24 protein-coding genes are annotated in these 24,497 nt (G+C 52.0%); 14 read left to right on the top strand and 10 right to left on the bottom strand.

Annotated features, from left to right (window positions below; translation table 11 throughout):
* From fliJ to rcsA, 10 genes are all read left to right on the top strand, one after another.
* Entirely contained in the window at positions 1–444 is a 444-nt protein-coding gene (fliJ, locus tag N7V53_RS09340; RefSeq protein ID WP_023479175.1) for a flagellar export protein FliJ, read from the top strand.
* Positions 441–1,721: a flagellar hook length control protein FliK gene (fliK, locus tag N7V53_RS09335; RefSeq protein ID WP_279793159.1), complete on the top strand. Its 1,281-nt coding sequence runs from the start codon at positions 441–443 to the stop codon at positions 1,719–1,721. The genes fliJ and fliK overlap by 4 nt, the downstream gene beginning before the upstream one ends.
* A gap of 101 nt (positions 1,722–1,822) precedes the next feature.
* Positions 1,823–2,290 (top strand): flagellar basal body-associated protein FliL, encoded by a 468-nt coding sequence (fliL, locus tag N7V53_RS09330; RefSeq protein ID WP_042712913.1) that lies wholly within the window; start codon positions 1,823–1,825, stop codon positions 2,288–2,290.
* A gap of 4 nt (positions 2,291–2,294) precedes the next feature.
* A complete protein-coding gene (gene fliM / locus N7V53_RS09325) occupies positions 2,295–3,299 on the top strand; it encodes a flagellar motor switch protein FliM (RefSeq protein ID WP_054803160.1) in 1,005 nt (334 codons plus the stop codon).
* Positions 3,296–3,712 (top strand): flagellar motor switch protein FliN, encoded by a 417-nt coding sequence (gene fliN / locus N7V53_RS09320; RefSeq protein ID WP_023479148.1) that lies wholly within the window; start codon positions 3,296–3,298, stop codon positions 3,710–3,712. Before fliM ends, fliN begins: the two co-directional genes overlap by 4 nt.
* Before the next feature lie 7 nt (positions 3,713–3,719).
* Positions 3,720–4,094 (top strand): flagellar biosynthetic protein FliO, encoded by a 375-nt coding sequence (gene fliO / locus N7V53_RS09315; protein WP_124967939.1) that lies wholly within the window; start codon positions 3,720–3,722, stop codon positions 4,092–4,094.
* Complete coding sequence (fliP, locus tag N7V53_RS09310) at positions 4,094–4,831, top strand: flagellar type III secretion system pore protein FliP (protein ID WP_023479117.1); 738 nt, start codon at positions 4,094–4,096, stop codon at positions 4,829–4,831. Before fliO ends, fliP begins: the two co-directional genes overlap by 1 nt.
* 8 nt (positions 4,832–4,839) lie before the next feature.
* On the top strand, positions 4,840–5,109 hold the full coding sequence (fliQ, locus tag N7V53_RS09305) for a flagellar biosynthesis protein FliQ (RefSeq protein WP_023479157.1): 270 nt from the start codon (positions 4,840–4,842) through the stop codon (positions 5,107–5,109).
* An 8-nt stretch (positions 5,110–5,117) separates the two neighbouring features.
* Positions 5,118–5,906, top strand: a complete 789-nt coding sequence (fliR, locus tag N7V53_RS09300; protein ID WP_023479183.1) for a flagellar biosynthetic protein FliR — start codon at positions 5,118–5,120, stop codon at positions 5,904–5,906.
* Between the two features lie 280 nt (positions 5,907–6,186).
* Positions 6,187–6,810 carry a transcriptional regulator RcsA gene (gene rcsA, locus N7V53_RS09295; protein ID WP_023479186.1) on the top strand — a complete coding sequence of 208 codons (624 nt, stop codon included), beginning with the start codon at positions 6,187–6,189 and terminating at the stop codon, positions 6,808–6,810.
* A gap of 43 nt (positions 6,811–6,853) precedes the next feature.
* Here the strand turns inward: rcsA and dsrB are convergent, their stop codons facing one another.
* Complete coding sequence (gene dsrB / locus N7V53_RS09290) at positions 6,854–7,042, bottom strand: protein DsrB (protein ID WP_023479212.1); 189 nt, start codon at positions 7,040–7,042, stop codon at positions 6,854–6,856.
* A 127-nt stretch (positions 7,043–7,169) separates the two neighbouring features.
* Here dsrB and yodD point away from each other — a divergent pair, with 127 nt between their 5' ends.
* Together yodD and N7V53_RS09280 are read left to right on the top strand one after the other, a co-directional pair.
* On the top strand, positions 7,170–7,400 hold the full coding sequence (yodD, locus tag N7V53_RS09285; protein ID WP_023479164.1) for a YodD family peroxide/acid resistance protein: 231 nt from the start codon (positions 7,170–7,172) through the stop codon (positions 7,398–7,400).
* Between the two features lie 207 nt (positions 7,401–7,607).
* On the top strand, positions 7,608–8,438 hold the full coding sequence (locus N7V53_RS09280; RefSeq protein WP_279793158.1) for a mannosyl-3-phosphoglycerate phosphatase-related protein: 831 nt from the start codon (positions 7,608–7,610) through the stop codon (positions 8,436–8,438).
* On the opposite strand, the gene dgcQ is transcribed toward N7V53_RS09280, so the two are convergent.
* The 3 genes from dgcQ to N7V53_RS09265 form a co-directional block, all read right to left on the bottom strand.
* Entirely contained in the window at positions 8,402–10,111 is a 1,710-nt protein-coding gene (dgcQ, locus tag N7V53_RS09275; protein WP_279793156.1) for a cellulose biosynthesis regulator diguanylate cyclase DgcQ, read from the bottom strand. The two genes, N7V53_RS09280 and dgcQ, sit on opposite strands and share 37 nt — an antisense overlap.
* Positions 10,112–10,197: 86 nt before the next feature.
* Positions 10,198–10,380 carry a DUF2158 domain-containing protein gene (locus tag N7V53_RS09270; RefSeq protein WP_023479215.1) on the bottom strand — a complete coding sequence of 61 codons (183 nt, stop codon included), beginning with the start codon at positions 10,378–10,380 and terminating at the stop codon, positions 10,198–10,200.
* Positions 10,381–10,453: 73 nt separating this feature from the next.
* Entirely contained in the window at positions 10,454–11,362 is a 909-nt protein-coding gene (locus tag N7V53_RS09265; protein ID WP_023479229.1) for a DUF808 domain-containing protein, read from the bottom strand.
* A 212-nt stretch (positions 11,363–11,574) separates the two neighbouring features.
* Here N7V53_RS09265 and yedA point away from each other — a divergent pair, with 212 nt between their 5' ends.
* Positions 11,575–12,486, top strand: a complete 912-nt coding sequence (yedA, locus tag N7V53_RS09260) for a drug/metabolite exporter YedA (protein ID WP_279793154.1) — start codon at positions 11,575–11,577, stop codon at positions 12,484–12,486.
* A gap of 102 nt (positions 12,487–12,588) precedes the next feature.
* On the opposite strand, the gene N7V53_RS09255 is transcribed toward yedA, so the two are convergent.
* The 4 genes from N7V53_RS09255 to drpB form a co-directional block, all read right to left on the bottom strand.
* On the bottom strand, positions 12,589–20,490 hold the full coding sequence (locus N7V53_RS09255) for a hypothetical protein (protein WP_279793153.1): 7,902 nt from the start codon (positions 20,488–20,490) through the stop codon (positions 12,589–12,591).
* Between the two features lie 333 nt (positions 20,491–20,823).
* Positions 20,824–21,294 (bottom strand): very short patch repair endonuclease, encoded by a 471-nt coding sequence (locus N7V53_RS09250; RefSeq protein WP_023479197.1) that lies wholly within the window; start codon positions 21,292–21,294, stop codon positions 20,824–20,826.
* Between the two features lie 12 nt (positions 21,295–21,306).
* A complete protein-coding gene (locus N7V53_RS09245; protein WP_279793152.1) occupies positions 21,307–22,005 on the bottom strand; it encodes a phosphohydrolase in 699 nt (232 codons plus the stop codon).
* A gap of 33 nt (positions 22,006–22,038) precedes the next feature.
* Entirely contained in the window at positions 22,039–22,302 is a 264-nt protein-coding gene (gene drpB / locus N7V53_RS09240) for a cell division protein DrpB (RefSeq protein WP_023479203.1), read from the bottom strand.
* Positions 22,303–22,614: 312 nt separating this feature from the next.
* Between drpB and N7V53_RS09235 the strand changes: the two genes are divergently transcribed.
* Positions 22,615–22,797, top strand: a complete 183-nt coding sequence (locus N7V53_RS09235; RefSeq protein ID WP_279793151.1) for a hypothetical protein — start codon at positions 22,615–22,617, stop codon at positions 22,795–22,797.
* A 36-nt stretch (positions 22,798–22,833) separates the two neighbouring features.
* Here N7V53_RS09235 and N7V53_RS09230 read toward each other — a convergent pair whose 3' ends face one another.
* Positions 22,834–24,099 (bottom strand): MFS transporter, encoded by a 1,266-nt coding sequence (locus N7V53_RS09230; protein WP_279793150.1) that lies wholly within the window; start codon positions 24,097–24,099, stop codon positions 22,834–22,836.
* The gene (locus tag N7V53_RS09225) at positions 24,096–24,341 is read right to left on the bottom strand and encodes a hypothetical protein (RefSeq protein WP_023479214.1); all 246 of its coding nucleotides are present in this window, start codon (positions 24,339–24,341) and stop codon (positions 24,096–24,098) included. Before N7V53_RS09225 ends, N7V53_RS09230 begins: the two co-directional genes overlap by 4 nt.
* Between the last annotated feature and the right edge of the window lie 156 nt (positions 24,342–24,497).

Here is a 24,497-nt window from a genome sequence, read left to right as displayed (position 1 = left end):
ATGACGCAAAACAGCGCATTAACGACGCTAAAGGATCTGGCGGAAAAAGAGGTCGACGACGCCGCACTGAAACTGGGTGAGATGCGACGCGCCTGCCAGCAGGCTGAAGAGCAGTTAAAAATGCTGATCGATTATCAGCACGAATATCGCAACAGCCTGAACAACACCATGAGCCAGGGGATAGATAACCAGCGCTGGCAAAACTACCAGCAGTTTATTCAGACGCTGGAGAAAGCCATTGAACAACATCGTCTGCAACTGAAGCACTGGAACGAAAAAGTCGATTTCGCGCTCGGCTGCTGGCGAGAGAAGAAACAGCGTTTACAAGCCTGGCAAACCCTGCAGGATCGCCAGAGCGCTGCGGCGTTACTGGCGGAAAACCGTCTTGATCAGAAAAAAATGGATGAGTTTGCACAACGAGCGTCATCGAGGAAAATAGAATGATCACTCTGCCAAAACTGGTAGTTACTCAAACCGACGATGTCGCAACCGGCGCATCAGCGGGTAAAGCAGGCGCTGATGGCGCACAAGATTTTCTCGGTCTGCTGACCGGTGCGCTTTCGGGTATGCAAAATCCAGGCAGCGATGCCCCGGTGACGCTGGCCGATCTGCAGGCGGCCGCCCTGAGCGGTAAGTTGCCAAAAGGTGCCCTCAACGCAACAGGCGTGGCGGCGGCTGGCGTTGACGCACGCGCGCAAACCCCGGCGCAGAAGCTGGCGGATCTGCTCGCGCGCCAGGATGCAAAAGCGGAGATTGTTGCCAGCGCTCAGAGCGATGAAGAGATTGCGAAACTCTTCTCCGGCCTGACACCCGCGGCAAAAACCGATGTGCTCGCCGCGTTAAGCAAAACGGCGAAAGCCAGCGATGTTAAAGCCGACAGCGACACGCCGAATGAAGATTTAGCCGGACTGAGCGCGCTGATGGCGATGCTGCCGCATCAACAAGCAGCGCAGCTCAGCACAGAGGCAAAACCGACGGCTATGACCACCGCCATTGATGCTGGCGCAAGCGCGAAAACCGCCCTTGCAGGCCGCACGCTGAGCGACGCCGTGGATAGCGATCAGCCGCGCGGCAACGGGAAAACCGATACCGCAGCAAACGGCGTACCGTTTAAAGCGGCGGATGACGGCCAGCAAAATGCGCCGATCGCCTCGACCTTTACCGTTAAACGCGAGCACGAAACCGCAGCGCTGCAAACTACCAACACCACCGCCAGCATGGCACCGGTGTCGAGCGCCGTCAGCGGCGCACAGGCCAGCGCCCCGGTGGCCGCGTCGGTTATCAGCGCCCCGTTGGGCAGCCACGAGTGGCAGCAGAATATTAGCCAGCACGTGACGCTCTTTACCCGCCAGGGCCAGCAGAGCGCCGAGTTGCATCTGCATCCGGAAGATCTGGGCCAGGTGCAGATCTCGATTAAGCTTGAAGATAACCAGGCGCAGCTGCAGATGGTTTCCGCGCACAGCCATGTGCGTCAGGCGCTGGAAGCGGCGCTGCCGATGCTGCGTACCTCCCTTGCGGAGAACGGTATCCAGCTTGGTCAGAGCTATATCAGTAGCGAAAGCTTTGCAGGCCAGCAGCAGCAGGCCTCTCAGCAGCAACAGCAGCCTTCCCGCACCGGTAATAATGGCGCGTTTGGCGGCGAAGAAGATGAAGCTATCGTTGCACCTGCAAGCCTGCAATCCGCCGCTCGCGGTACTGGCGCAGTCGATATCTTCGCCTAAACGCCAGAGGTAGCATGATTATCCCCGTCTTTTCCACCCTTTGACCGGAGCAGGACACGGGATAATCATCGCATAAGCTGTTAACAGGAAGCCCGTATCAGATGACTGACTCCGCTATCACAAAAAAACGCAAGCGCTCTATCTGGATCCCGCTGCTGGTTTTAATCACACTCGCGGCATGCGCCGCAGCTGGCTATAGTTACTGGCGTATGCAGCAAAAACCTGCGGCTGATGCCAAGGTAGAAGCGCCACCGCCGCCGGCACCGGTCTTTTTCGCACTCGACACCTTTACGGTGAACCTGGGTGATGCGGATCGCGTGCTTTACGTCGGCATTACGCTGCGTCTGAAAGATGACGCCACGCGTGCACGACTGAGCGAATATCTGCCGGAAGTACGTAGCCGCCTGCTGATGCTCTTCTCACGTCAGGATGCCGCACAACTTGCGACCAACGAAGGCAAGCAGAACCTTGCTAACGCGATTAAAGAGACAATCGCAACGCCACTAGTGCCAGGACAACCGAAGCAGGAAGTCACTGACGTTCTTTATACAGCTTTCATTTTGCGGTAAAGACATGGGCGATAGTATTCTTTCTCAGGCAGAAATCGATGCGCTACTCAACGGCGACAGCGATAACAGCGATGATCCGAAACCGGGTAAAACGGGCGATAGCGATATTCGCCCCTATGACCCGAATACCCAGCGCCGCGTCGTTCGTGAACGTCTGCAGGCGCTGGAGATCATCAACGAACGTTTCGCGCGCCAGTTCCGTATGGGGTTGTTCAACCTGCTGCGTCGTAGCCCGGACATCACCGTCGGCGCGATCCGCATTCAGCCCTATCATGAGTTTGCGCGTAACTTACCCGTACCGACTAACCTTAACTTGATCCACTTAAAACCCCTGCGCGGTACCGGCCTGTTTGTTTTCTCGCCGAGCCTGGTGTTTATCGCAGTGGATAACTTGTTTGGCGGCGACGGGCGTTTTCCGACTAAGGTAGAAGGCCGCGAATTTACGCACACCGAACAGCGCGTGATCAACCGCATGCTGAAGCTGGCGCTTGAAGGCTACAGCGACGCGTGGAAAGCGATTCACCCGCTGGATGTCGAGTATGTGCGTTCTGAGATGCAGGTGAAGTTTACCAACATCACCACGTCGCCCAACGATATCGTTGTGAATACGCCGTTCCATGTTGAGATCGGTAACCTGACAGGTGAGTTTAATATCTGTTTGCCGTTCAGCATGATTGAACCGCTGCGCGAAACGCTGGTGAACCCGCCGCTGGAGAACTCACGTAATGAGGACCAGAACTGGCGTGACAACCTGGTGCGCCAGGTTCAGCACTCTGAGCTGAATTTGATTGCCAATTTCGCCGACATTCCCCTGCGCCTGTCGCAGATACTTAAGCTCAAACCCGGCGATGTGCTGCCGATTGATAAACCCGATCGCATTATCGCTCATGTGGACGGCGTACCGGTGCTTACCAGCCAGTACGGCACGGTCAACGGACAATATGCGTTACGTGTAGAGCACTTGATAAACCCGATTTTGAATTCGCTGAATGAGGAACAGCCCAAATGAGTGATATGAACAATCCGTCCGATGACAACAACGGAGCACTGGACGATCTGTGGGCTGACGCGTTGAACGAACAAAAGAACCCGCCGGCAACCAAGAGCGCGGCAGATGCCGTGTTCCAGCAGCTGGGCGGTGGCGAAGTGGGCGGCAATCTGCAGGATATCGATCTGATTATGGATATCCCGGTGAAGCTGACCGTCGAACTGGGCCGTACGCGGATGACCATCAAAGAGCTGCTGCGCCTGACGCAGGGTTCGGTGGTTGCCCTTGACGGTCTGGCGGGCGAGCCGCTGGATATCCTGATTAACGGTTATTTGATTGCACAGGGTGAAGTGGTGGTGGTCGCCGATAAATATGGCGTGCGCATTACCGATATCATCACCCCGTCCGAGCGTATGCGTCGTTTGAGCCGCTGAGGCACGTATGAAGACACAGGCCACGGTTTCGCAACCGTCCGCCGTTTCCGGTTCGCCACTTATTCAGGTGAGTGGCGCACTGTTTGGCATCATCGCCGTGATTTTACTCGCGGCGTGGCTGGCCAAACGCTTCGGCTTTGGCGGCAAGACCGCCAGCAGCCGGGGGTTAAAAGTCACCGCCAGCGCCGCGGTCGGCACGCGTGAGCGCGTGGTGATCGTCGATGTTGAAGATGCACGTCTGGTTCTGGGCGTTACGCCCACCCACATCAATTTGTTGCACAAACTTCCTCCCGCCCCCGTCGACAGTGACACTGTGAACGAGAAAAACGTCGATTTTCAGGCCGTGATGAAGAATCTGCTTAAGCGTTCCGGGAGATCGTGATGCGCCGTTTGTTATCTATCGCCGCCGCCGGGTTGTGGCTGGCGGCGCCTGCCGCGTTTGCCCAACTGCCGGGCCTGATCAGCCAGCCGATGGCGGGTGGCGGTCAATCCTGGTCGCTGCCGGTGCAGACGCTGGTGTTTATCACCTCGCTCACCTTCCTGCCCGCCATTCTGCTGATGATGACCAGTTTTACCCGCATCATCATCGTGTTTGGCCTGCTGCGTAACGCCCTCGGCACGCCCTCCGCGCCGCCGAACCAGGTGCTGCTCGGGCTGGCGCTGTTTCTGACCTTTTTTATTATGTCGCCGGTGATCGATAAGATTTATGCCGACGCCTATCAGCCATTCAGCGAGAACAAAATCTCCGTGGATGTCGCGCTTGAGCGCGGTGCCCAGCCGCTGCGTGAATTTATGCTGCGCCAGACCCGTCAGGCTGACCTGGCGCTCTTCGCTCGTCTCGCTAACAGCGCGCCGATTGAAGGCCCGGAAGCGGTACCGATGCGTATTCTGCTGCCGGCGTACGTCACCAGCGAGCTGAAGACCGCGTTCCAGATTGGCTTTACCATCTTTATTCCGTTTTTGATTATCGACCTGGTGATCGCAAGCGTGCTGATGGCGCTCGGGATGATGATGGTGCCGCCCGCGACCATTGCGCTGCCGTTTAAATTAATGCTGTTTGTACTGGTGGATGGCTGGCAGTTGCTGGTCGGCTCGCTGGCGCAAAGCTTTTACAGTTAGGAGCGGCAATGACACCCGAATCGGTCATGATGATGGGCACCGAGGCGATGAAAGTCGCCCTTGCCCTCGCCTCTCCGCTGCTGCTGATTGCCCTGATCACGGGGCTTGTGATCAGCATTTTGCAGGCGGCGACACAGATCAACGAAATGACGCTGTCGTTTATTCCGAAGATTATCGCCGTGTTTGTCACCATCGTGGTAGCCGGGCCGTGGATGCTGAATCTGCTGCTTGATTACATGCGTACCCTGTTCAACAACATTCCTTACATCATCGGGTAATCCGGCCTATGTTGAACGTCACCAGCGACCAGTGGCTGCACTGGATCAGTATGTACTTCTGGCCGCTGCTGCGCGTAATGGCGCTGATCATGACCGCGCCGATCCTGAGCGAATCGCGCATTCCCCGCCGGATTAAAGTCGGGCTGGGGATTCTGATCACCATTGTTATTGCCCCGACGCTGCCGGACACGCCCGATATCGGTATTTTTGCGCCCGCCGCGCTGTGGGTGGGAATGCAACAGATTCTGATCGGCATTGCGCTCGGCTTCACCATGCAGTTTGCCTTTGCCACCATCCGTCTCGCCGGTGAGCTGATTGGCCTGCAAATGGGGCTGTCGTTCGCCACCTTTGTTGACCCGACCAGCCACTTAAACATGCCGGTGCTGGCGCGCATTCTCGATATGCTGGCGCTGCTGCTGTTTATGACTTTTAACGGCCATCTGTGGCTGATTTCGATGCTGGTCGACACCTTTCACACCCTGCCGATCGGCGGTAACCCGGTCAACAGTAATGCGTATCTGGCGCTGACGCGCGCGGCAGGAATGATTTTTATCAACGGCTTAATGCTGGCGCTGCCGATTATTACCCTGTTACTGACCATCAACCTCTCCCTTGGTTTGCTGAACCGTATGGCACCGCAGCTGTCGGTGTTTGTTATCGGTTTCCCTGTCACATTGAGCGTCGGTATTCTGCTCATCTCGGCAATGATGCCGCTGATTGCTCCCTTCTGCGAACGCCTCTTCAGTGAGATCTTCGATCTACTGGCGGATATCGTGAGCGAACTGCCGCAGAGATAGTACCCCTCCGCTTTACAGTGTCATCCTGAGGATAATCCTAAAGTGAAATTTTAAAAACAGCCACCAGGATAACCCTGACGCGGCTTATTTGTTTTTAGCATTCTCACAGAACGCAACATTTACTTTACTTTAAGATGATTCCTGGCAAATTATACGTAACTTTACGGGATAGTGGATTCGCCTGAGGTCTTCCCATGCACTTCAGTAATATATTCCTGTATGGCTTCTGAAGCTTCTGGCGGGTGGTGAATTATCGTTACGCATTGAGTGAGGGTATGCCATGTCAACGATTATTATGGATTTATGCAGTTATACCCGGTTGGGATTAACAGGGTATCTGACAAGCCGGGGAGTAAAAAAACGAGATATCAACGACGTGCAATCTGTTGATGAACTCGAATTAGCTTGCGCCACATTTCAACCTTCCGTGGTGTTTATTAATGAAGACTGCTTTATTCATGATCCAGACAGCAGTCAGCATATAAAGCAGGTCATTAATCAGCATCCCCGTACACTGTTTATCGTGTTTATGGCCATCGCCAATATCCATTTTGATGAGTACCTGTTAGTCCGTAAGAACTTGTTAATTAGCTCAAAATCGATAAAACCTGAGTCTCTGGACAATATTTTAGGCGATTATTTGAGCAAAGAGAAAAAAAGTATCGGTACTATTAATCTGCCAACGCTTTCACTGAGCCGGACAGAATCCAGCATGTTAAAAATGTGGATGTCAGGACAAGATACTATTCAAATATCCGATCAGATGAATATTAAAGCGAAAACGGTATCGTCACATAAAGGAAATATTAAAAGGAAAATTAAAACGCACAATAAACAAGTCATCTATCATGTAGTGCGGCTAACAGATAATGTTACTAACGGTATATTTGTGAATATGCGGTAAGACAAAATTCTTATATCTACCCTCCGCAATGGAGGGCGATAAATTATTCAGCCAGCTCGACAAATACTCCATCCGGGTGATCTTTTTCATTAAAGAACCAGATACCGAGCGGGTAATCTTCAAGAGAAACCAGGTACATTGTACCTTCATTGAATGCTTCAACAGCCAGCACAACACCCGGACGGCGTGGACCTCCGTCCGTTTTGACCGTAACCCGATCGTTAACCTTCATAATCACTCCTCCAGTCACATTTACGCCAGTGTAGATCAAAATGCGCAGGCTGGCAGCCCGTGACATAAGCGTCACCTTTTTTCTGGCGTCTATACTTAAGCTCAGCACGCAACCATGAGGTGATAGCATGAAAACGGTGAGAGAGTACGACGAGACGGCCAAGCGTGACGTGCAGGTTGATATCGATGCACTACTGGCGGCCATCAATGAGATCAGCGAAAGCGAAGTCCGCCGCATTGATGACGATGAAGGGCAGCGCGTAAGCGTCGACGGGCGTGAGTATCATACGTGGCGGGAACTGGCGGAGGCCTTTGAGCTGGATGTGCATGACTTCAGCATTACGGAAGCAAACCGCTAAAGAAATACCCCGGCCGGTTAACGACCGGGGAAACTTGCTTACGCAAGAAGCACTTACAAAATTCGCACATCAGGGGAATCTGATGTAGAGCCCACTCTATCGGCTATTATTTGCTCTGACAAGATATATCGATAAAACAGGCATTTAGCCCCAGAGCCCTCCCCTTTATTACGTATGCAGTGCCCTATTGATTCCAAGGAGCCCACGATGCCGAGCCTGGACGATCCGTTACTGATTTTTACCGACGTGGATGGCACCCTGATGGATAGCCATACCGGTGAGTGGCAGGCCGCCGCTGGCTGGCTGAGCCGCCTGCGTGAGCATGGCATTCCGGTCATTTTATGCAGCAGTAAAACCGCCGCCGAGATGGCCGCCCTGCAAAAGATATTGAGCCTGGAAGGTTTGCCGTTTATTGCGGAAAACGGGGCGGTCGTGCAGCTCGATGACTCCTGGCAGGATGATGAGCACTATCCGCGTTTGATGAGCGGTGCGCCCCATGAGGAGATTGCCCGCGTGCTGGAGGAGTTGCGTAACACCCACGGATGGAAATTTACCCCCTTTTCTGAGCTTGATGAGAGCGTACTGGCGGAAGTGACCGGCCTGCCGCCTGCGCAGGCGGCGCTGGCAAAGTTACAGGAAGCCTCTGAAACCTTAATCTGGCGCGACAGCGATGAAGAGATGGCGGCGTTTGACGATGCCTTATCTCAACTCGGTTTGCGTTTCGTGCAGGGAGCGCGTTTCTGGCATGTGCTGGATGAGCGCGGCGGCAAAGATCAGGCGGTGAACTGGCTGACACGGCGATATCACCATTACGCCGGGAAAAGTTTTACCACCGTCGGGCTGGGCGATGGCCCGAACGATGCGCCGCTGCTCGACAGCGTCGATTACGCGATTGTCGTGCGTGGCCTGAACCGTGAAGGGGTGACAGTGCGCCGTGATACGCCTGAGCGGGTCTACCACACCGAGCTTGAGGGCGCAGCGGGCTGGCGCGAGGGGCTTAATCAGCTGTTCGGCACCTCATCTTCGGCGCAGACCTGATTACGCCCCTGATGTTTCGCCCGGTAGAGCCGCCGGTCGGCAACGGATTGCAGGTATTCAAAATCGTAATTGCCCTCTTCCAGCGCATCGCTAACCCCCAGCGATGCGCTGATGCGAATCGTCGTATGCTTATGAATCAGGATCTCTTTGCTGGCGATACGCTGGCGAATGCGTTCGGCTATCGCGGCGGCCCCGGCCCGCGTGCAGCCCGGCAGAAGAATACAGAACTCCTCGCCGCCAACGCGCCCGGCAACCTGCTGCTCATCAAGGCTACTGCTGATTAATCCGGCGGTATGCGACAGCACCAAATCCCCCGCCTGATGACCAAAGCGGTCATTAACCTCTTTGAAGTGATCGAGATCGAGCTGGATCACCGCAAAGGGCAGCTTTTGCGTGCGCGCCAGCTGTGAGAGGGTTTTTGCCCGTTCAAACAGCACGCCGCGGTTGCAGAGCCTTGTTAGCGGATCGTACCAGGCCTGCCACTGCAATGTATTCTGCATGGCGTACATATTCTTCACCATCCGGCGAATCACACCCCAGGCCACCAGCAGCATGGTCATAAACAGCAGCCATAAAATGGCCATCGCAATGCTGATACGCCCAAAATCGCCGGTGATCCCTTCGCGCAAGGTGTGAATACGCACCAGCACGCCATCGAAATGCTTCAGCTTTTGCCAGCTAATGTAGCGCGCGCCGAGGCGCAGGCCGCCAAGGGTATCCCTCTCCATCTCCGCGCTGAGCCGCGCGCGCTCTTCAGCGTTAAAGGCGCGTCGCGCGTTATCGACGGGCGAAGTGCTGGTAATCAGCTTCAGGTGGCTGTCATAGAGCAGATACTCTCCCTTCTCTGTCTCCTCGCCGACCGGGCTGGCATGCATCAGCAGAGCGTGGATGGCATCAACGGAGAAACTGACCCCCAGCGCCCCCAGCCAGTCGCCCTGATAATCGAGCGGTACGCTGGCCGTGACATCGCCATGACGCTCGCTGCCCGGCGTCAGGTCGCTGAACCAGCGAACGCCGCGCCCGCGGTTCTCCTGCCTCTGCTGGCCGGTAAACCACGGGCGCATCAGCAGGCGGTAATAGGTGGGCACAATCGTCTCTTCGCTGGCCTGGGTATCGGTAGTAATAAAGAATCCGGCGCGGGAGATATACCAGGCGCGACGCGGCAGCATCTGCGCATGGGTTGAGAGACGAAACAGGTAACCCAACTCCATCGCCGCGGTCAGTTCATTGTGCAGGTTGGGATTGTCACGGGTCAGTAGCGCCGTTTGTTCAACAAAATAGTCCGAGACCCCATACACCGGCAGCGTGCGCTGGTTATCGCGGCCCACTTGCCACTGCGGCAAGGCGCGCTTACTGTCAAACTCACCGTGGCGTTTTCGCAGGATATTAAGGTCGAGCGGCGTTTGCAGCGCCGCCTCCATGGTGTGACGGAAGAAGAGCAGTCGTTCGACGCCGACCTGCATCTGCATATCGAGCGCATTGCTGACATTCTCCAGCGCGCTACGCTGGCTCGTGGCGTAGGCGTTCTCCAGCACCAGCACTTCGCGCCAGGTCAACACGGTCGAGCAGACCATGACGATCACAAAGCAGAGGTTCACCACCCAGGTGGGATCGAAATAGCGTCCGGCGTCGTGACTTTGCCCGGGAACATTATTAAAGGTGGAGTGGCGCACAGAGGCTCCCTGAAAAGTCTGGTTAACTGCTTTGTCGCGCGCCGGTTGCCAAGAAAAACGCCCAGCAGAGCCGGGCGTTTCCTTGGTTATGCTTCTTCGTGAATGCGCTGCCCTTCGCCGGGCATTAACTCATCTTCACGAAAGGCTTCCCGTTTGACCCCATAGCCGTCATACCACCGACACTCCACCATACCGCTGGCGTAGCCGGTGACAATCATGCGCGGACCACCCTTTTTAGCCTGAACCTCATCACTGATCATAAAGACCATACCTGCCTCCTGATTCAGAGTGAAACGTTTTCACCATAGACGAAGTTTTTAAGTTTTGCGTAATAGGTGCTGCTTATTTTGCGCCACGCAGGCGGCCGATCCCTTTAACCACCGCGATAACCACCGCGCCGATAGCGAAGCCAATCACCAGATTCGCCGCCATCGGCACAATCGCCTGCACCAGTGCATTTTGCGTGCTGGCGAAGTGCTCAATCGCGTGATGCAACGCCGGGATACCGTGAACCACAATGCCGCCGCCGACCAGGAACATCGCCAGCGTGCCCACCACCGACAGGATCTTCATCAGCCACGGTGCGACAAACAGCAGCCCTTTGCCCAGCCCCTGCGCCAGCACGCCTCTCTTCTCCACTAGCCAGTAGCCCATATCATCCAGCTTGACGATAATCCCCACCAGGCCATAAACACCGATGGTGACCAGCAGCGCAATACCGGAGAGGATCAGCACCTGGTTGAGCAGCGGCGCATCTGCCACGATACCCAATGTGATGGCGACGATCTCCGCCGAAAGGATAAAGTCAGTGCGCACGGCACCTTTGATTTTATCTTTCTCGAACTGCTGCGGGTTTTGTGCCGCCAGCGCTTCCAGCCGTTTTTGCCGCGCTTCCGGGCTCTCTTTATGTTTTCTCGCTTCGAAGGTATGCAGCACTTTCTCTACCCCTTCGAAACATAAATAGGCTCCGCCCAGCATCAGTAACGGCGTGATAGCCCACGGTATAAAGGCGCTGATCAGCAGCGCCAGCGGCACCAGGATCACTTTATTGAGCAGTGAACCGCGCGCTACGCCCCAGACAACCGGCAACTCACGATTGGCGCGCACGCCGGTAACCTGTTGTGCGTTAAGAGAGAGATCGTCCCCCAGCACGCCCGCGGTCTTCTTCGCCGCCAGTTTTCCCATTACCGAAATGTCGTCCAGCAAGGTGGCGATATCGTCGAGAAGGGTTAATAGACTACTTCCTGCCAAAATGTCTTCCTTTTTAATTAAGCTGCGCAAAGTGCTCAGCGAGTGTTGAACGCGTAACAGTATGCGGTAAAAGATAGCAGGCGAGAATAACCTTGGTGAATGAGCGAACATAATGTCAACAAATATTTAACACCAGAGGTGTGATTAACCCCTCGCCATGGAAATACTTTTATCGTTAACTATAAGCCTCTTATCCTTTCCCGTGGTGGGTTATGCGTTTCAGGCAGGTTTTACCGCTGATTGGCGCGCTTTTTGCGCTCTACATTATCTGGGGCTCCACATATTTTGTTATCCGCATCGGCGTTGAGAGCTGGCCGCCGTTTATGCTGGCCGGGACGCGCTTTTTCTGCGCCGGCACGCTGTTAACGGTGGTGCTGCTGCTGACCGGTCACAAGCTGCCGCCGCTGCGCCCAATGCTTAACGCAGCGTTGATTGGCGTGCTGCTGCTGGCGGTCGGCAATGGTTTTGTTACCGTTGCCGAGCACCAGAATGTTCCGTCCGGCATCGCGGCAGTGGTAGTGGCGACGGTTCCGCTCTTCACCCTCTACTTTAGCCGCTTTTTTGGTATTGCCACACGTAAACTGGAGTGGCTGGGCATCGCCATTGGCCTGGTCGGCATCGTGCTGCTAAACAGCGGCGGCAACTTGAGCGGCAATCCGTGGGGTGCCGGGCTGATTTTGATTGGCTCGCTCAGCTGGGCGTTTGGCTCCGTGTATGGATCGCGCATCGAACTGCCGGTCGGCATGATGGCAGGCGCGATTGAGATGCTGGCTGCCGGGATCGTACTGCTTGCGGCTTCCGCGCTCAGCGGCGAGCGCCTGACCGCCGTGCCGCCCATTGAGGGCTTCTTCGCCGTCGGCTATCTGGCGCTGTTTGGTTCAATTATTGCCATCAATGCTTACATGTATCTGATCCGCAACGTCACGCCCGCCGTTGCCACCAGTTATGCCTACGTCAACCCGGTGGTCGCGGTGCTGCTCGGCACGACCTTTGCGGGTGAGCACCTCTCCTCAATCGAGTGGCTGGCGCTGGGGGTAATTATCTTTGCGGTGGTGCTGGTCACGCTAGGCAAGTATCTTCTGCCTGCGCCCCCGGTGGTTAAGCGCTGTGAGGTGGAGAAGTAATTCCCTTCTCTTCGTCGCCATAAAAAAAGGAAGTATTACCCTGGTAAAAGAGAGTAATACTTCCTGTATTCACAACGACCAGCCCGTAATCCCGCCAGCGCGCTACTTTTCAAAAAATTGTATTATCAACTCCACACCGAAGCGGCTTGCGCCTAATACATCACAACTCAGCGAAACGTAGCCGTCAAAATCGGTCTCTTCATGATTATAAAGAAGGTTCAGACCCACCTTCATAATCATCAATCCATTGGTAAAGTTAGGCATACCATTCAAAAAATCATCTATTGAAATTTTGCCACGGATATAATCAGCCACTTTAAGTAAAAGCTCTTTAAGTTCACTGCTCATCTCCACGCTTTCCGTTGCACTTTTGTCGCCAAACAGTGAGCGTGTATGTTGCCAAAATTCATGGCTATGTCTTTGCTGGCGAGCCAGTAAAGCGAGTTCATCTGCAGATAAATCCTGGGGTAAAAAAGTCTTTGCCTCCGACAGGAATGCCTCTTTGCCCTGCAATTTAGAGCCATAAAATACCGGATAAGCCGTCACCTTTTTATTCAGGAGCCAGGCCAGCGCCTTACCGACAGGTAGCGTGCCAAACGCACCAAAGTGACTATAAAATTTAATTTCACTTATCCGGGATAAATCAACGGCAAAATTTTCGCTTCTTGCTAAACCGCGGATAGTATCTGCCAGCTCCTGCGCATCCATACTATTAACCGCACCAGGTCCTCCCATGGCTTTAATTGATAACGTGCTACCTTCTACAGAAAACGCTCCCCCCTCTCCCAGTAACGCCGACACACGCATTTTTTTCAGGGAAATTTCACCGGCAGAAATAACGTTGTAGCGCAATACTTCGGAAGGGATATCCCCGGCGTGAATAATGGTACTTTTATCGGCTAATGAAGCATCAAGCTTTGCAGGATTAATGATCACAAACTCACCCTTGCCGAGGCTGTACATGACATGGCCGGCATTTGATTTACCCATGCGCATAAAGGTAACAAGGTGCCCCTCCGGCACAGCCAGCATTTCCGCCTCATTTTTAATACGCACGGGTGAAGTGAGCACATCCTCTATGGAGCCTATTTGGCCATAAACAGGTGCGGGGTTGTTAATCACTGGCTGAAGCGCTCGCGCTAATCCCCGGGCCTGTTCGGGCGACAATTTACCGGACTGCGCCAGTAAATCGGTCAAACCGCTGACGCTGTCCGTGTCAGCAGGAAGAGCGCTGGCTAAGTTGCGTAAACCCGGTTTTTCCGCGAGGAGAAGTCCTCTCGGCCTGGCCGTAAAGATCTGCACTTTTTCTCCGTCTGCATTACGTTTGACCTGAGCGCCTGTAAAGTCACCGAGTTGCTCTGCCAGCAGAATGCGGGGGTCATTGGTAAGCGCCGCATCAAGAGTGCTGTTATTTATGCCCACAAAACGCCCATTACCGACGCTGACCATAACGTGAAAGGGGTGAGTAGAAGTTGCATTCGCCCTGAAGAAGAACAGCATTTCCCCTTTCTCCACGCACAGCAGCTCTTGCTGGGAGGTAATTAGCCGCGGTGTTTCGAGTAAGTCCGTGGCTTCGGTAATCGCTCTCCCTCCTTCCTCGACACTCTTCATGCTCTGGCGTAGTAGGTTCGCCGTTTCTTTATTTAGTAATTCACTATTTTCGAGCACATCCACGGCGTAATCCGCTGCATCTTCAGTGGTGACTGTTTGCCACTTGCTACGGCGCACCGATAACATGATCTCATTTCCTGCCGCGGCCCCGGGCACCGTAGTTTTCACAGCATCAGCACTTTTACCTGTTACCCAATCTGCCGCTAACGAATCGGGATAATACCATTCAGGGCGCCTGAGTATTTTCGCATTGGGAATAATAGCTTGAGGCCCATGACGGGTATAATCGCTGTATGTCCCAAATATCTCATCTGCTTTTACACGCGATTTATAATCAGCGTATTTAATCAGGCTAACACCGTTGATATTTGCATATTTTTGCGCCCACAACTCTTCCGGAAGAATAACAGGGCCATCAAACTCATCATATTTCCTTGAGAACGTTCCAGCCGTGAGATCAAAAACATAGTCGCGGTTATTTTTAGTACCGATAATAACAAAATGATTCACTGGCATTTTATCCACAGAATCTACAAAAACGGCCATCCCGCGATAGCGGATGTTTTCGAAACCTTTATCGATCATGAATTTGCTTACTGGAGCCATTAAATATTTGCTTCGCTCTGCAGGATTTGTCATCGCGAATCTGGTGGAATTGCGTCTGTAAAGCTCGTCAAGTAAGGCCTGCGCATCCACCCCTTCGGTTTCTTTTGCATGCTGGGTATTAAAGGGGATTTTTTTGTCTGGTAAGTCATTACGCAACCGCTGTATACCCATCTCAGGTTGAATTGCGGGGCCTTTAGCAACAGGGGCAACGACCCATTTGCTCTTTACAGGATGCATAATCTGCCCGGGATTTGCTGGATCCTTAGGATCAACAGTACGCCATGCTTTAGTTGTATGGCTCCAACGCACTTCAGAGACGCCGCTTGCAGTCTCTATATAATAAACGCGCAGTCTGGTTTTCGGAGAGATGCTTACATAAACCTCACCGCCACGCAAAGTCTGCTTATGCATATCCTTCAACGCCACATCCATACGAATAAACTCTTTACCCACTTCCAGAGCGGCAGATTTGCCAGGAACAATATTGTGAAAGATCATGTCAGCGCGAATTTTAGACATTATATAATTAGATAGATCGCGTAGCATTAATGCATCAACTAAATCAAATATCGCGTTGGCGCTTATTTTCCCCAATTCAATAGCGTTGATAATCCCCTGCTCTCCCATTTCACGAACCATATATTTATATAATCCTTTACCTGTTAACCCTCTTGCTACCCCTTCTCGAGCGATAGTTGCGATGCCCTTCGCATTATTTACCAGCGCGCCGATTTTTGTACCTACCTGTGCGGCAACACACACCACCGCAAAAATATCGGAAATGAGGGCAAAACCATCGGGTTGATACTCCTTATCAGTCAGAGAACCATATATATCGGAATAAAACGGGATAAAAATACACGCAATACGATGTAGCGCGGATGGCTTATAAAGATCGGATTTAAGTTTATTAGCCGAACGGTCAAGAGAACTTTTCATACTGATGTTCAGCGTAACGACAAGACTATTATCTAATTGCTTCTCATGTTTATAAACATTGTACTCCGTACCGCCAAAGTGAGCGTGTTCAAAAGGATTAGGGTATTCCGTTTCACCCTCTTTCTTATAAAGGATATTATTGATGAACTCCTCTTTTTCTTTCGCGGCACGTCGCGTGCCATCCCAATAAATTTTTTCATTTGCGTGACCAAACTGATTTTTAAAAAAGTCCTCGGTAAATACACTCTCCAGCCCATGACTATGAACTTTCCTTGGTTCAAGATTGGCAATGGTTTTCAGCCACGGGTTGCTTTGCATTTGCCCATCAGTGAAGCGTCGGCTAAACGTTGCATTTGGAAAAAGGGAGAAAAAGACCCAACCATTGCTTTCAAGCTGAACAAACAAAAGCTCTCCGGCATGGATATTTTTGACGTTATTTTTCTTCCTGACATCAAGCCGGATGCTTTTTTTCACAGTTGCTGTAATTTCATCGACCGTAAGACCTGAAACAATCAGCAACTCCTTGACCCGCTCGCTTGCTTCATAACTGCTATATTTATTTTTGTATTCAATAAATTGCTGATTGTAACACCATTTACTCGAAAAATATTCTCCACCCAACATTTCAGACAAGGAGATATATCCATCTGGAATATCTTTTTCAATCATTAAGGGATTTAATTGGTGACGGCTTTTTGCATAAGTATCAATGACGTCCTGCGCACGAAGATTTTTTAGCTGTGAAACACTCTTATTATTCTTCTGCAACCAGTGCAACATAGCGGGAAGAAGATCGCGTGCTGCAGCATTTTCTTCTCCAACAAAGATTTTCGGGTATATATCATCAGTAACTTTGTTCGCCCAAAAAATATCAGCATAAGTCTCCTCAGCGGCGGGTATGGTAATATTTATTGTCGTCAGAATTTCCGCCAGTTCGACATATGTTTGTTGTTGCACCAATATGGTTCTTACGGTTGCTCTGGCGATACGAAGCGTTTCAACCTGTTTGTGTTGCCATTCTCCACCACCGAAGAGAGGGTTTTGCCGGAGTTTCACCTCCTTCAATGCCAGCTCGGCTACAGCTTCTTTTGCAGCGGTAATAATACCTGCTTTATCGTGCTGCAATTTAAGGCGTCGGGTAAAGATTTTATCGCCAAGCGCCATTCCCTCCTCATATCGCTTGTATTTCTCCTTATACGACTGAATAAGTTGTTTGTAGGCATCTATTTTTTTCTGCATTCTGTTAACTATGGATTGTACAACGTTTTTTTCACCCTCTTTTTTCTTCAACTCGGTTGTATAATTCCGGCTATATCTTACATAGAAGCCCATAGCAAGAGAGGCGCTGAGATATTCTTTAGGATTAACCTCCTCATCCCATATTTTATCTTTAAGATCAGCGATATTAGCTTTAATTTTCGCCAGCCGTTTCTTTTCTTTGTCAAAAAAATTTTTATTAAGGTTATTAAATTTAACCTGCGCATCATCAGCCAGGATACGCGCATAACGCGCGGTGGCTAATATACTGACATCGGTAATATCAACATTAAACGCCTCCCAATAGTGAGACAGGAGCAGATGATCCCAGAATAAATTCGCACTCTCGTATGAACTACCATTAATATTTTTATTCGCCACACTCTGAGTATCAAGGATCATCTTTCTGAGCATCATTATTGTGATAAGGTTTTCATTTTCCGGATGCAAATAGAGCTTGTGAAACTCATCGTTGATAAGAGTGATTATTTTATTGATTAAGTCATTCCAGGATATAAAATTACCCGCAGTAAAACACTCATAAATCCTTTTTTTTGCTGCAGATTCGAGCTTAGATCCTGTAATGCTTTTTTGGATATCTAAAAAGGCGTTAAATTCTTCTACCTCTGTCTGATCCGCGTAATCCCAATAACCATCAACGTCACAGATAATCACGACTTTTTTCTTACCCCATGCGGTAACAAACACCCCGTATAAATCCGTACTTAATTCCTTGCAGGGCCAGAAGCGACCGGCAAGATAAATATATAAATGCCCATTATTCTCCCGGTAAACACCCCCCTCACGTGGCACGCCAGTGAGGGGAAGATTAGAAGCGCCCCGTACGTTCCAACCCCTGACATCCGATAACAGAGCAGCCGTTGCACCTTTATTACCCGGCTCGTCTTTTACTGCCCTAATCATAGATCCCGCATTGCAGTGAATCCTTATCGGCACCATTTCATCTGCGGAAGGTGATGTCTCTTTTCCTTCATTCTCATGCTGTAAATCAGTTGCCGTTTCCCCTCCGGGCGCAGGATAAAAACCTTTCGCGGAGGGTTCCTGAGGATACCCGGCAGCGCGTTTCGCCCGTCGTGGCGGTGCATTTATCTCCACTTCTGCGGATCGTGCCGTTATTTTTGGCGCAACTTCGGTTTGTATGGTCGATTCATGCATAAACTCCGCGACTTCCCGCGTCAGTGCCTGCTCAATGCAACTCCTGACTGCAGCATTAATCCCATCATGTGTTCCGACAAACCCTGCCGTCCAGACCAGCGCCTGCGGCAACGCAAGGAGCTGTTTTGTTCTCTCACCCTGCGGTTTATTAAGATGCGTTCCCGCGACGCTCATATCTCCTGCGGGAGACAGCGTCATCGTTAAACGAAACGCAACTTTCGATAACGCTTTATTGATAAAGCGATCGCGGCGGGAACTATTTATCCCGGTTTGTGCTTCCCTTAGCACGACTCGCACGGGTAGAGAAGATGGCCCGGTTGCCAGAATAAAACCTTCTCTGAGTACCGCGGACAGTGCGCCACTGATTAACTTGCTCTCAGCCCAGCGCTGGAGATCCTGCGGCAGGCTTCGCGCTCCGGCTAATATCGCCTCCGGCGTGGATGGGTAAACCGTGGTCTCTTCTGTAGCAAGCTGAAGCGCGAGTTTTAATCGGCTGAGGAAACCTTCAGCCTGCGGATCGGATTTTTTTGCGAAATGAATGCGGCTATCGGTAATGACTTCCAGCAACATTCGGCCAAATAAGATGGCTGCTTCAGCTTTTTCCTGCGGGTGGGCATCACGTAAGTACTCCTGACGCAACTCTGCCGCCCAGTCGCTTATGCCGCGTACCAGCATCCCACTGTGGTAGAAACTGCCCGGCAAGCGGCCAGTTATATCAGTAGCACTCTTTTTGACCCCGGCTTTCATCTGCTTTAACGCCAATAACCATTGCGCGATGTGGTTATTAAGTTCAACCCTGCCGCTGTGACCGAGTCTCGCCAGGCGAACAACTGCGCTCTGCATTTGCAGTGCCAGCTGGCTTAACCCTTCAGCGGTTTGACGGAGTGTTTGATCGAGTTTTTCGATCTCTTCTCTTCTGCGCGCATCGCGAAGCGCTTCACATAGAGCACTCTGGAATAACTCTGCCCACTCATCAGCTGTGCGTTTAGTCAGGGGATGAATAAGCGTTTCCAGCTGCTGCTGCGCATGATTGGCGACAGAGCGCCAGCGCGTTGCCTCCGCCTCTACCTCTTGTGTGAGCAGATGATTGAGCGCCGGCAACGCCTCATCACCTGGGCGAGATTCAGTCATTTGCAGATACTGCTCAACCGCCTCTGCTACTCTCCCTGCGGCGGCAGGTATCTGTTTAATTCGCCGTTCTGTCTGTTGAATCACGTCAAGCAGAAGCAATGCGCTATCTCTTACCGCACGGTTGAGAGCTTCGCTGTACCTTGCGCTCACTCTGGTAGGGGTATTGCGCCCGCCAGAGCCGGCCCGCTTTGCAAGTTGGGCGAGATTTCTGACCCGGCACCCGGCACGATGCCATAGCTTATCTGCCTCTTTTTTCTCATCGTCAGGCGCGACACGCTCTTTTACCTGCTTCAGCCTCGCAGCAAGGCTTCCAAGCATGTTGCCAATGTGCAGAATCTGGCGACACAGCCGGCTATCATCGGGCTCGTGCTCACTGGTGCCATTTGCCCCGGACATAGGCCACGCGAAGACCTGATACTCCTGCATCCAGTCTGCAAATTGCTCAGCACTCCCCAGCGCAGCGCGATCCGCTTGCCTGAGTAACATTTTCATCGCAAATTGCCGCGCATCACGGGCGTTATCCAGTATGACGTCGGCCTGCTGTTGCAGACATTCAGCCAGACGCTGACGGGTCAGCCGGGTTTCAGCCGTAAGCGACTGTTTCAGCTGAGCGAATCGCTGAGACTCTACGCTCAACGCATTGCTTGCGGACAGAAGTAAATCCGCAGCCTGTTGAGACTGGTTTAGTTCCTGTGGGAGTGCAGCGATCAATTTATGTCGATACTCATCCGCCGCTGCGCCAATGTGCGCGTCCCAGTCAAGATGCTCGACTTTTTCGGCGGCGGTGATGGCATCCAGCGCATCGGAGATCGCGTGCATTAAATCGAAGGCGTAATGATCTATTTCATTTGCGGCGGGATGGTTACATTGCTGGAGCAATAACAGGGTATCCAGAAAATGGTGAGCGGGGGCGAGGAGCGTATCCGGCACAATTTTACCCTGCACGGCCAGTAGCTTGTCCTGTACCCGGCGAATGGCGGCCGCATCAGGCTTAAACCTGTTATATCCCTGATGTCGATATTCTCTGAGGTGCGGCATCTTGCGGCCCAGGGCCTCAAGAAGGCTCGCTTTCAGGTGTTGTGCCTCTTCTTTTTGCCGCGATAAGCGCTCGCTACTCGCTCCAGGGAGATCTCGCGGTGGAATATCTATCGCAACCTCAATCATCTCCTCACAGAATAACGCCTCACCATCTTGAGCCTCTTCAGCGGCAGACGAAAAAGACGCCTTTTCATCATCAGTAAATAGAATATGAACTGTTTTAGATAAAACCTTGTGAGATGACATAAAACCTCCACAATAAAAAGAGTGATCTATTTCAATCCATTGGGGCGTCGCCTTATTCAGACGACAAAGCCCCTGTTGATCATCAGTAAATACAACATGTGTTGGTTTTAATAAAAGCGAGTCAGATGGCGTGCGCGCCACACAACAAAATACGGATTTGATTCAATCCGATAATTAAGCAGCGATGGGCTTTAATGCTTATAAGCAAGCTGAGAGCGTTGCCTTTTCACGGCAGTAATTAATGAAATGAGACAGGTTATTTTAATTTACTTATTAGAATTCAGCGTCTCACTCATCCTTATTTACCAGGGATCTTATTTTGGCTATGGCAAATTAAAACGCGCCATGAATTCCCTGAGTGTCGATCTGTGCGGTCTGTTGCCCCTCGCAGATCCACTCCTCCAGGCGAACGCTGAGCGCGTCGTCGCTCAGTTTCAGTTTGCCACGCAGCGCGCACTCCCACACCACCATCACCCGCCAGCCCTGCTCCAGCAGCAAAGCGCAGTCGCGGGCGTCGCGCGCCACGTTTTTGCCAATCTTCTCTAACCAGAAATCGGTGCGCGTGGCGGGGACTTTAAACAGATAGCAGTTGTGATGGTGCCAGAAACAGCCGTGGGTGAAGATAACGCAGCGGTAAGCATCAACGATAAAATCGGGGCGTCCGGGTAATGTGGCGTCCTGCACGCGAAACTCCAGCCCCAGCGCCTCCAGGCAGCCCGCCAGCCGTTTTTCAATGGCGGTATCGCGCGTGGCGATGGCGCGCATATTCTTGCTGCGCGTCGCTTTGTCATGCACATCTGCCATCGTTCCCTCTCCTCAGGATGGGCGCGCGCTGTAGCGGCGCAGCACCTCGTCATCAAGACGCTGAAAGTCGCCCTGCAACTCGGCGCTCAGTTTTGCCATAAAGTGTACCAGGAAATCGGCGTTATGCCCGGCCAGCTCGCGGCCTTTGGCGGTCTGCATGGTGGCAGGCAGTTTTAGCAACTTGCAGCGAAAGTGATCGAGGGCAAAACGTTTATCGTCGAGTTCGCGGCGGGAAGCAAAAGGATCGTCGCCGTCAAACAGCGCGCCCCCCATGCTGCCGGAGACGGCGAATACCCGCGCCAGACCAATCGCGCCAAGCGACTCCAGGCGGTCAGCATCCTGCACGATTTTTGCTTCAGGGGTTTGCGGGGTAATAGCGGCGCTGAAGCTGTGTGCTTCAATGGCGTGGCGCACCGCAGGGATGGCGGATTCGGGAAAGTCAGGAAAGTCGGTAGCAAGGATCGCGGCGGCTTTTTCCGCCGCCCGCTGCGAAGAGGTGTGACGCAGCGGATGGTTTTTGGCAAAGCTAACAATGTCATGGAAGTAGCAGGCGGTGAGCACCACCAGCGCGTCAGCCTCTTCGCCTTCCATCAAGGTTTGCGCTGTTTGCCATACGCGGCGAAAGTGCGCGAGATCGTGAGCAGCATCGGCGTGGGTAAAGTGCTGCGTCATCCAGCTGTCAAAGCGCTGCTGCCAGTCGAAAAGAGACATGCATCATCCTGTGAAAACGGTGAAGCCCTGACGTCACGCTTGCATATCACGTGGACGTGTATACCAGGCAATGGCGCCCAGTATCGCACCTACCGCACTTAATGCAACGATGCCAGACACCGTGTTTAATCCGCTTTCGACAGATCGCGCCGCGCCGCTGGCGAAGCCTGATGCAATATCAACAGGGCCGGCAAGCCAGAGATTACTCGCCAGAGACCAGCAAAAATAGAGGCAGAAAATCCAGAAGACCCATAGCGCGAGCTTTCCACCTGCGCTACGAACTGCGAAATCGTCCATAATCTCGTTTTCCTTTTTTCGTCGGGGATTGTTAATAAGAAACGTTCTCACTATTCAGAGTTCTCCGACATCATATCGTCAGAAAATATGAATTAAAGATATATCAACAATATTGATACTTTTAAGGCATAACGGCGGAAAAATTCGCATCGCTTGCAGTGTTAAGGATTTACTAAACAACTGATAAATAAAAGGACTGCAAAATCACTTATGAATATATGGTATTAACAAAGCCGAAAAAGGAATAAGCATGCACGCGCAGGATTCAGAAGGTCTGCCGGATGTTGGGTCTGTTAATAAAGGATAAGAGAGTTGATTGATAAGAATGAACCCTTCTGCAACCGCATGGTCCCAGAGCTGACCGTAACGGACTTTACAGCCTCCCTGCACTTCTATGCAGACGTGCCTGGCTTTAACATTATGATAAAGCGCAAAAATCCTGATTTTGCTCATATCTATCCTGGTGAAGCACAGCCATTACATCAAAGGCTATAACCTATAAAGCCCGCTTTGTAGAGCGGGCTTTTATTATCAGACTGCGCTGTTATATCCGGGAGCCTGGAGCAGCGTTTTACTCCCTTTCAGGGTAAAGAGGGAGACGATGGTAAAGCTCAGCGTAATGCTGCCCAGAATGAGATAAGCCTGGTGGAAGCCGACGGTGTCATACATCCTTCCGACCCATGCGGACAGGACAACACCTGAAAGCTGTTTCGATAAGTTAAAACCAATCAGGAACAGCGTTGCCGACAGTTTCGGGTTAAAGGCGGATGATATGTATTTGAAGGTGCCCACCAGCAAGAACGGAAGTTCAAACATATGCAGCATTTTTAAGATCACCACTTCGATAGCTGAAGAGGCAAAAGAAGAGCCCAGAATACGCGCTGACATAATAATACCGGCAGTGATCAGAGCGTTTTTCGCGCCAATCCGGTTCACGATGGCAGGGGCAAAGAACATAATCGTCGCGTTAAGTAATTCCCCTCCGGTGGTGACGAAGCCGAATACTTCTGTTCCTTGTTGCGGACTGGAGAAAAAGCCTTTAAAGAAGTTGGCAAACTGTTGATCAAATACGTCATATACGCTGGCGACGCCAACTACGTAGACAATAAATCCCCAGAAGCGTGGCATGCGTAATAGTTCCGCGGCGGTGCGCATCGAGAAGGCCTTACGGTTGGCTCCCAGCGCGTCGATGACCAGCTCACTATTGCTCCCTTCCGGACGTGACATCCACAGCAGTACTGCCAACACCAGCGCAAAACCTGAGGCAATCCAGAAGGTGATATTGGGATCGATGCCAAACAAAATACCGGTGATGGACGCGCACAGTGCCCAGCCAATACAGCCGGAAACGCGCACTTTTCCGTATTCAAAACGGTTCGCACGGCTGACGCGTTCAATATAGGCCTCTACCGCCCCGGAACCGCTGGAGAAGACAACTCCCAGATAAATACCGCCCGCTAGCGCACCGGCGAAGATATTCAACTGCAATAACGGCGACAGCACAAAAATAAAGAACGGCGCAAACAAGATCAGCAAGATCGTAATGGTCCACAGCAGGTGTTTGCGTAACCCCAGTTTGTCAGATATCAGGCCAAATACCGGCTGAAATATAATCGCGAACAGCGAGATTGAGGAGAAAACGATCCCCGTTTCTGTTTTGGTTAAATGATTTACTTCCGCCAGCCAGACCGGGAAAAAGGGAAAGTAGGCCGACATAATGAAGTAGTAGAAGAAAAAGAACAGCATAAAGTAGATGAAGTTATGCCGTTCTCTTGGCGCGAGTTCAGAGAGTTTCATTGTCTATATTCCATCCTGTGATACGCGTCATTATTAAAGCCGCTTTTATGTTGGTTTCGCGCTTTCGCCCCGGCCAGAGAGTTATCACCATCGAAGATAACCTGCGTCTGGCCACCAGCCCGCCAGTTTTCCTCCACGCTGAACGTCAGTGAGTAGCAGCCTGTCGGGTTTTGCCACTCCTCTCGCGCCAGCACGTCATAAAACAGGTGGCCCGGAGACGTCCGGGGATCGTGATAAAGCATAGGTATATTCGCCTGATAAATGAGAATGTCGTTCGCCAGACAAGATGGGTGAGTTATCAGATATTTTGTTTAAAGCCACAACACTGGCGAAAGTGAAACTCATACACGATCACGAAATACCACGGAAATGATGTTATTTTGTCGTCTTTAAGACAT

Source organism: Kosakonia sp. HypNH10 (genome assembly GCF_029850615.1).
GTDB classification, from domain to species: domain Bacteria; phylum Pseudomonadota; class Gammaproteobacteria; order Enterobacterales; family Enterobacteriaceae; genus Kosakonia; species Kosakonia cowanii.
The sequence above is the reverse complement of the archived record's forward strand: the minus strand, read 5'-3'. Positions and strand labels throughout refer to the sequence as shown.

What these genes read in the sequence shown, in the direction of transcription:
- fliJ (WP_023479175.1), top strand. Translation starts at nt 1, where the DNA reads ATGACGCAAAACAGCGCATTAACGACGCTAAAGGATCTGGCGGAAAAA.
- fliK (WP_279793159.1), top strand. Translation starts at nt 441, where the DNA reads ATGATCACTCTGCCAAAACTGGTAGTTACTCAAACCGACGATGTCGCA.
- fliL (WP_042712913.1), top strand. Translation starts at nt 1,823, where the DNA reads ATGACTGACTCCGCTATCACAAAAAAACGCAAGCGCTCTATCTGGATC.
- fliM (WP_054803160.1), top strand. Translation starts at nt 2,295, where the DNA reads ATGGGCGATAGTATTCTTTCTCAGGCAGAAATCGATGCGCTACTCAAC.
- fliN (WP_023479148.1), top strand. Translation starts at nt 3,296, where the DNA reads ATGAGTGATATGAACAATCCGTCCGATGACAACAACGGAGCACTGGAC.
- fliO (WP_124967939.1), top strand. Translation starts at nt 3,720, where the DNA reads ATGAAGACACAGGCCACGGTTTCGCAACCGTCCGCCGTTTCCGGTTCG.
- fliP (WP_023479117.1), top strand. Translation starts at nt 4,094, where the DNA reads ATGCGCCGTTTGTTATCTATCGCCGCCGCCGGGTTGTGGCTGGCGGCG.
- fliQ (WP_023479157.1), top strand. Translation starts at nt 4,840, where the DNA reads ATGACACCCGAATCGGTCATGATGATGGGCACCGAGGCGATGAAAGTC.
- fliR (WP_023479183.1), top strand. Translation starts at nt 5,118, where the DNA reads ATGTTGAACGTCACCAGCGACCAGTGGCTGCACTGGATCAGTATGTAC.
- rcsA (WP_023479186.1), top strand. Translation starts at nt 6,187, where the DNA reads ATGTCAACGATTATTATGGATTTATGCAGTTATACCCGGTTGGGATTA.
- dsrB (WP_023479212.1), bottom strand. Translation starts at nt 7,042, where the DNA reads ATGAAGGTTAACGATCGGGTTACGGTCAAAACGGACGGAGGTCCACGC.
- yodD (WP_023479164.1), top strand. Translation starts at nt 7,170, where the DNA reads ATGAAAACGGTGAGAGAGTACGACGAGACGGCCAAGCGTGACGTGCAG.
- N7V53_RS09280 (WP_279793158.1), top strand. Translation starts at nt 7,608, where the DNA reads ATGCCGAGCCTGGACGATCCGTTACTGATTTTTACCGACGTGGATGGC.
- N7V53_RS09270 (WP_023479215.1), bottom strand. Translation starts at nt 10,380, where the DNA reads ATGGTCTTTATGATCAGTGATGAGGTTCAGGCTAAAAAGGGTGGTCCG.
- yedA (WP_279793154.1), top strand. Translation starts at nt 11,575, where the DNA reads ATGCGTTTCAGGCAGGTTTTACCGCTGATTGGCGCGCTTTTTGCGCTC.
- N7V53_RS09255 (WP_279793153.1), bottom strand. Translation starts at nt 20,490, where the DNA reads ATGTCATCTCACAAGGTTTTATCTAAAACAGTTCATATTCTATTTACT.
- N7V53_RS09250 (WP_023479197.1), bottom strand. Translation starts at nt 21,294, where the DNA reads ATGGCAGATGTGCATGACAAAGCGACGCGCAGCAAGAATATGCGCGCC.
- N7V53_RS09245 (WP_279793152.1), bottom strand. Translation starts at nt 22,005, where the DNA reads ATGTCTCTTTTCGACTGGCAGCAGCGCTTTGACAGCTGGATGACGCAG.
- drpB (WP_023479203.1), bottom strand. Translation starts at nt 22,302, where the DNA reads ATGGACGATTTCGCAGTTCGTAGCGCAGGTGGAAAGCTCGCGCTATGG.
- N7V53_RS09230 (WP_279793150.1), bottom strand. Translation starts at nt 24,099, where the DNA reads ATGAAACTCTCTGAACTCGCGCCAAGAGAACGGCATAACTTCATCTAC.
- N7V53_RS09225 (WP_023479214.1), bottom strand. Translation starts at nt 24,341, where the DNA reads ATGCTTTATCACGATCCCCGGACGTCTCCGGGCCACCTGTTTTATGAC.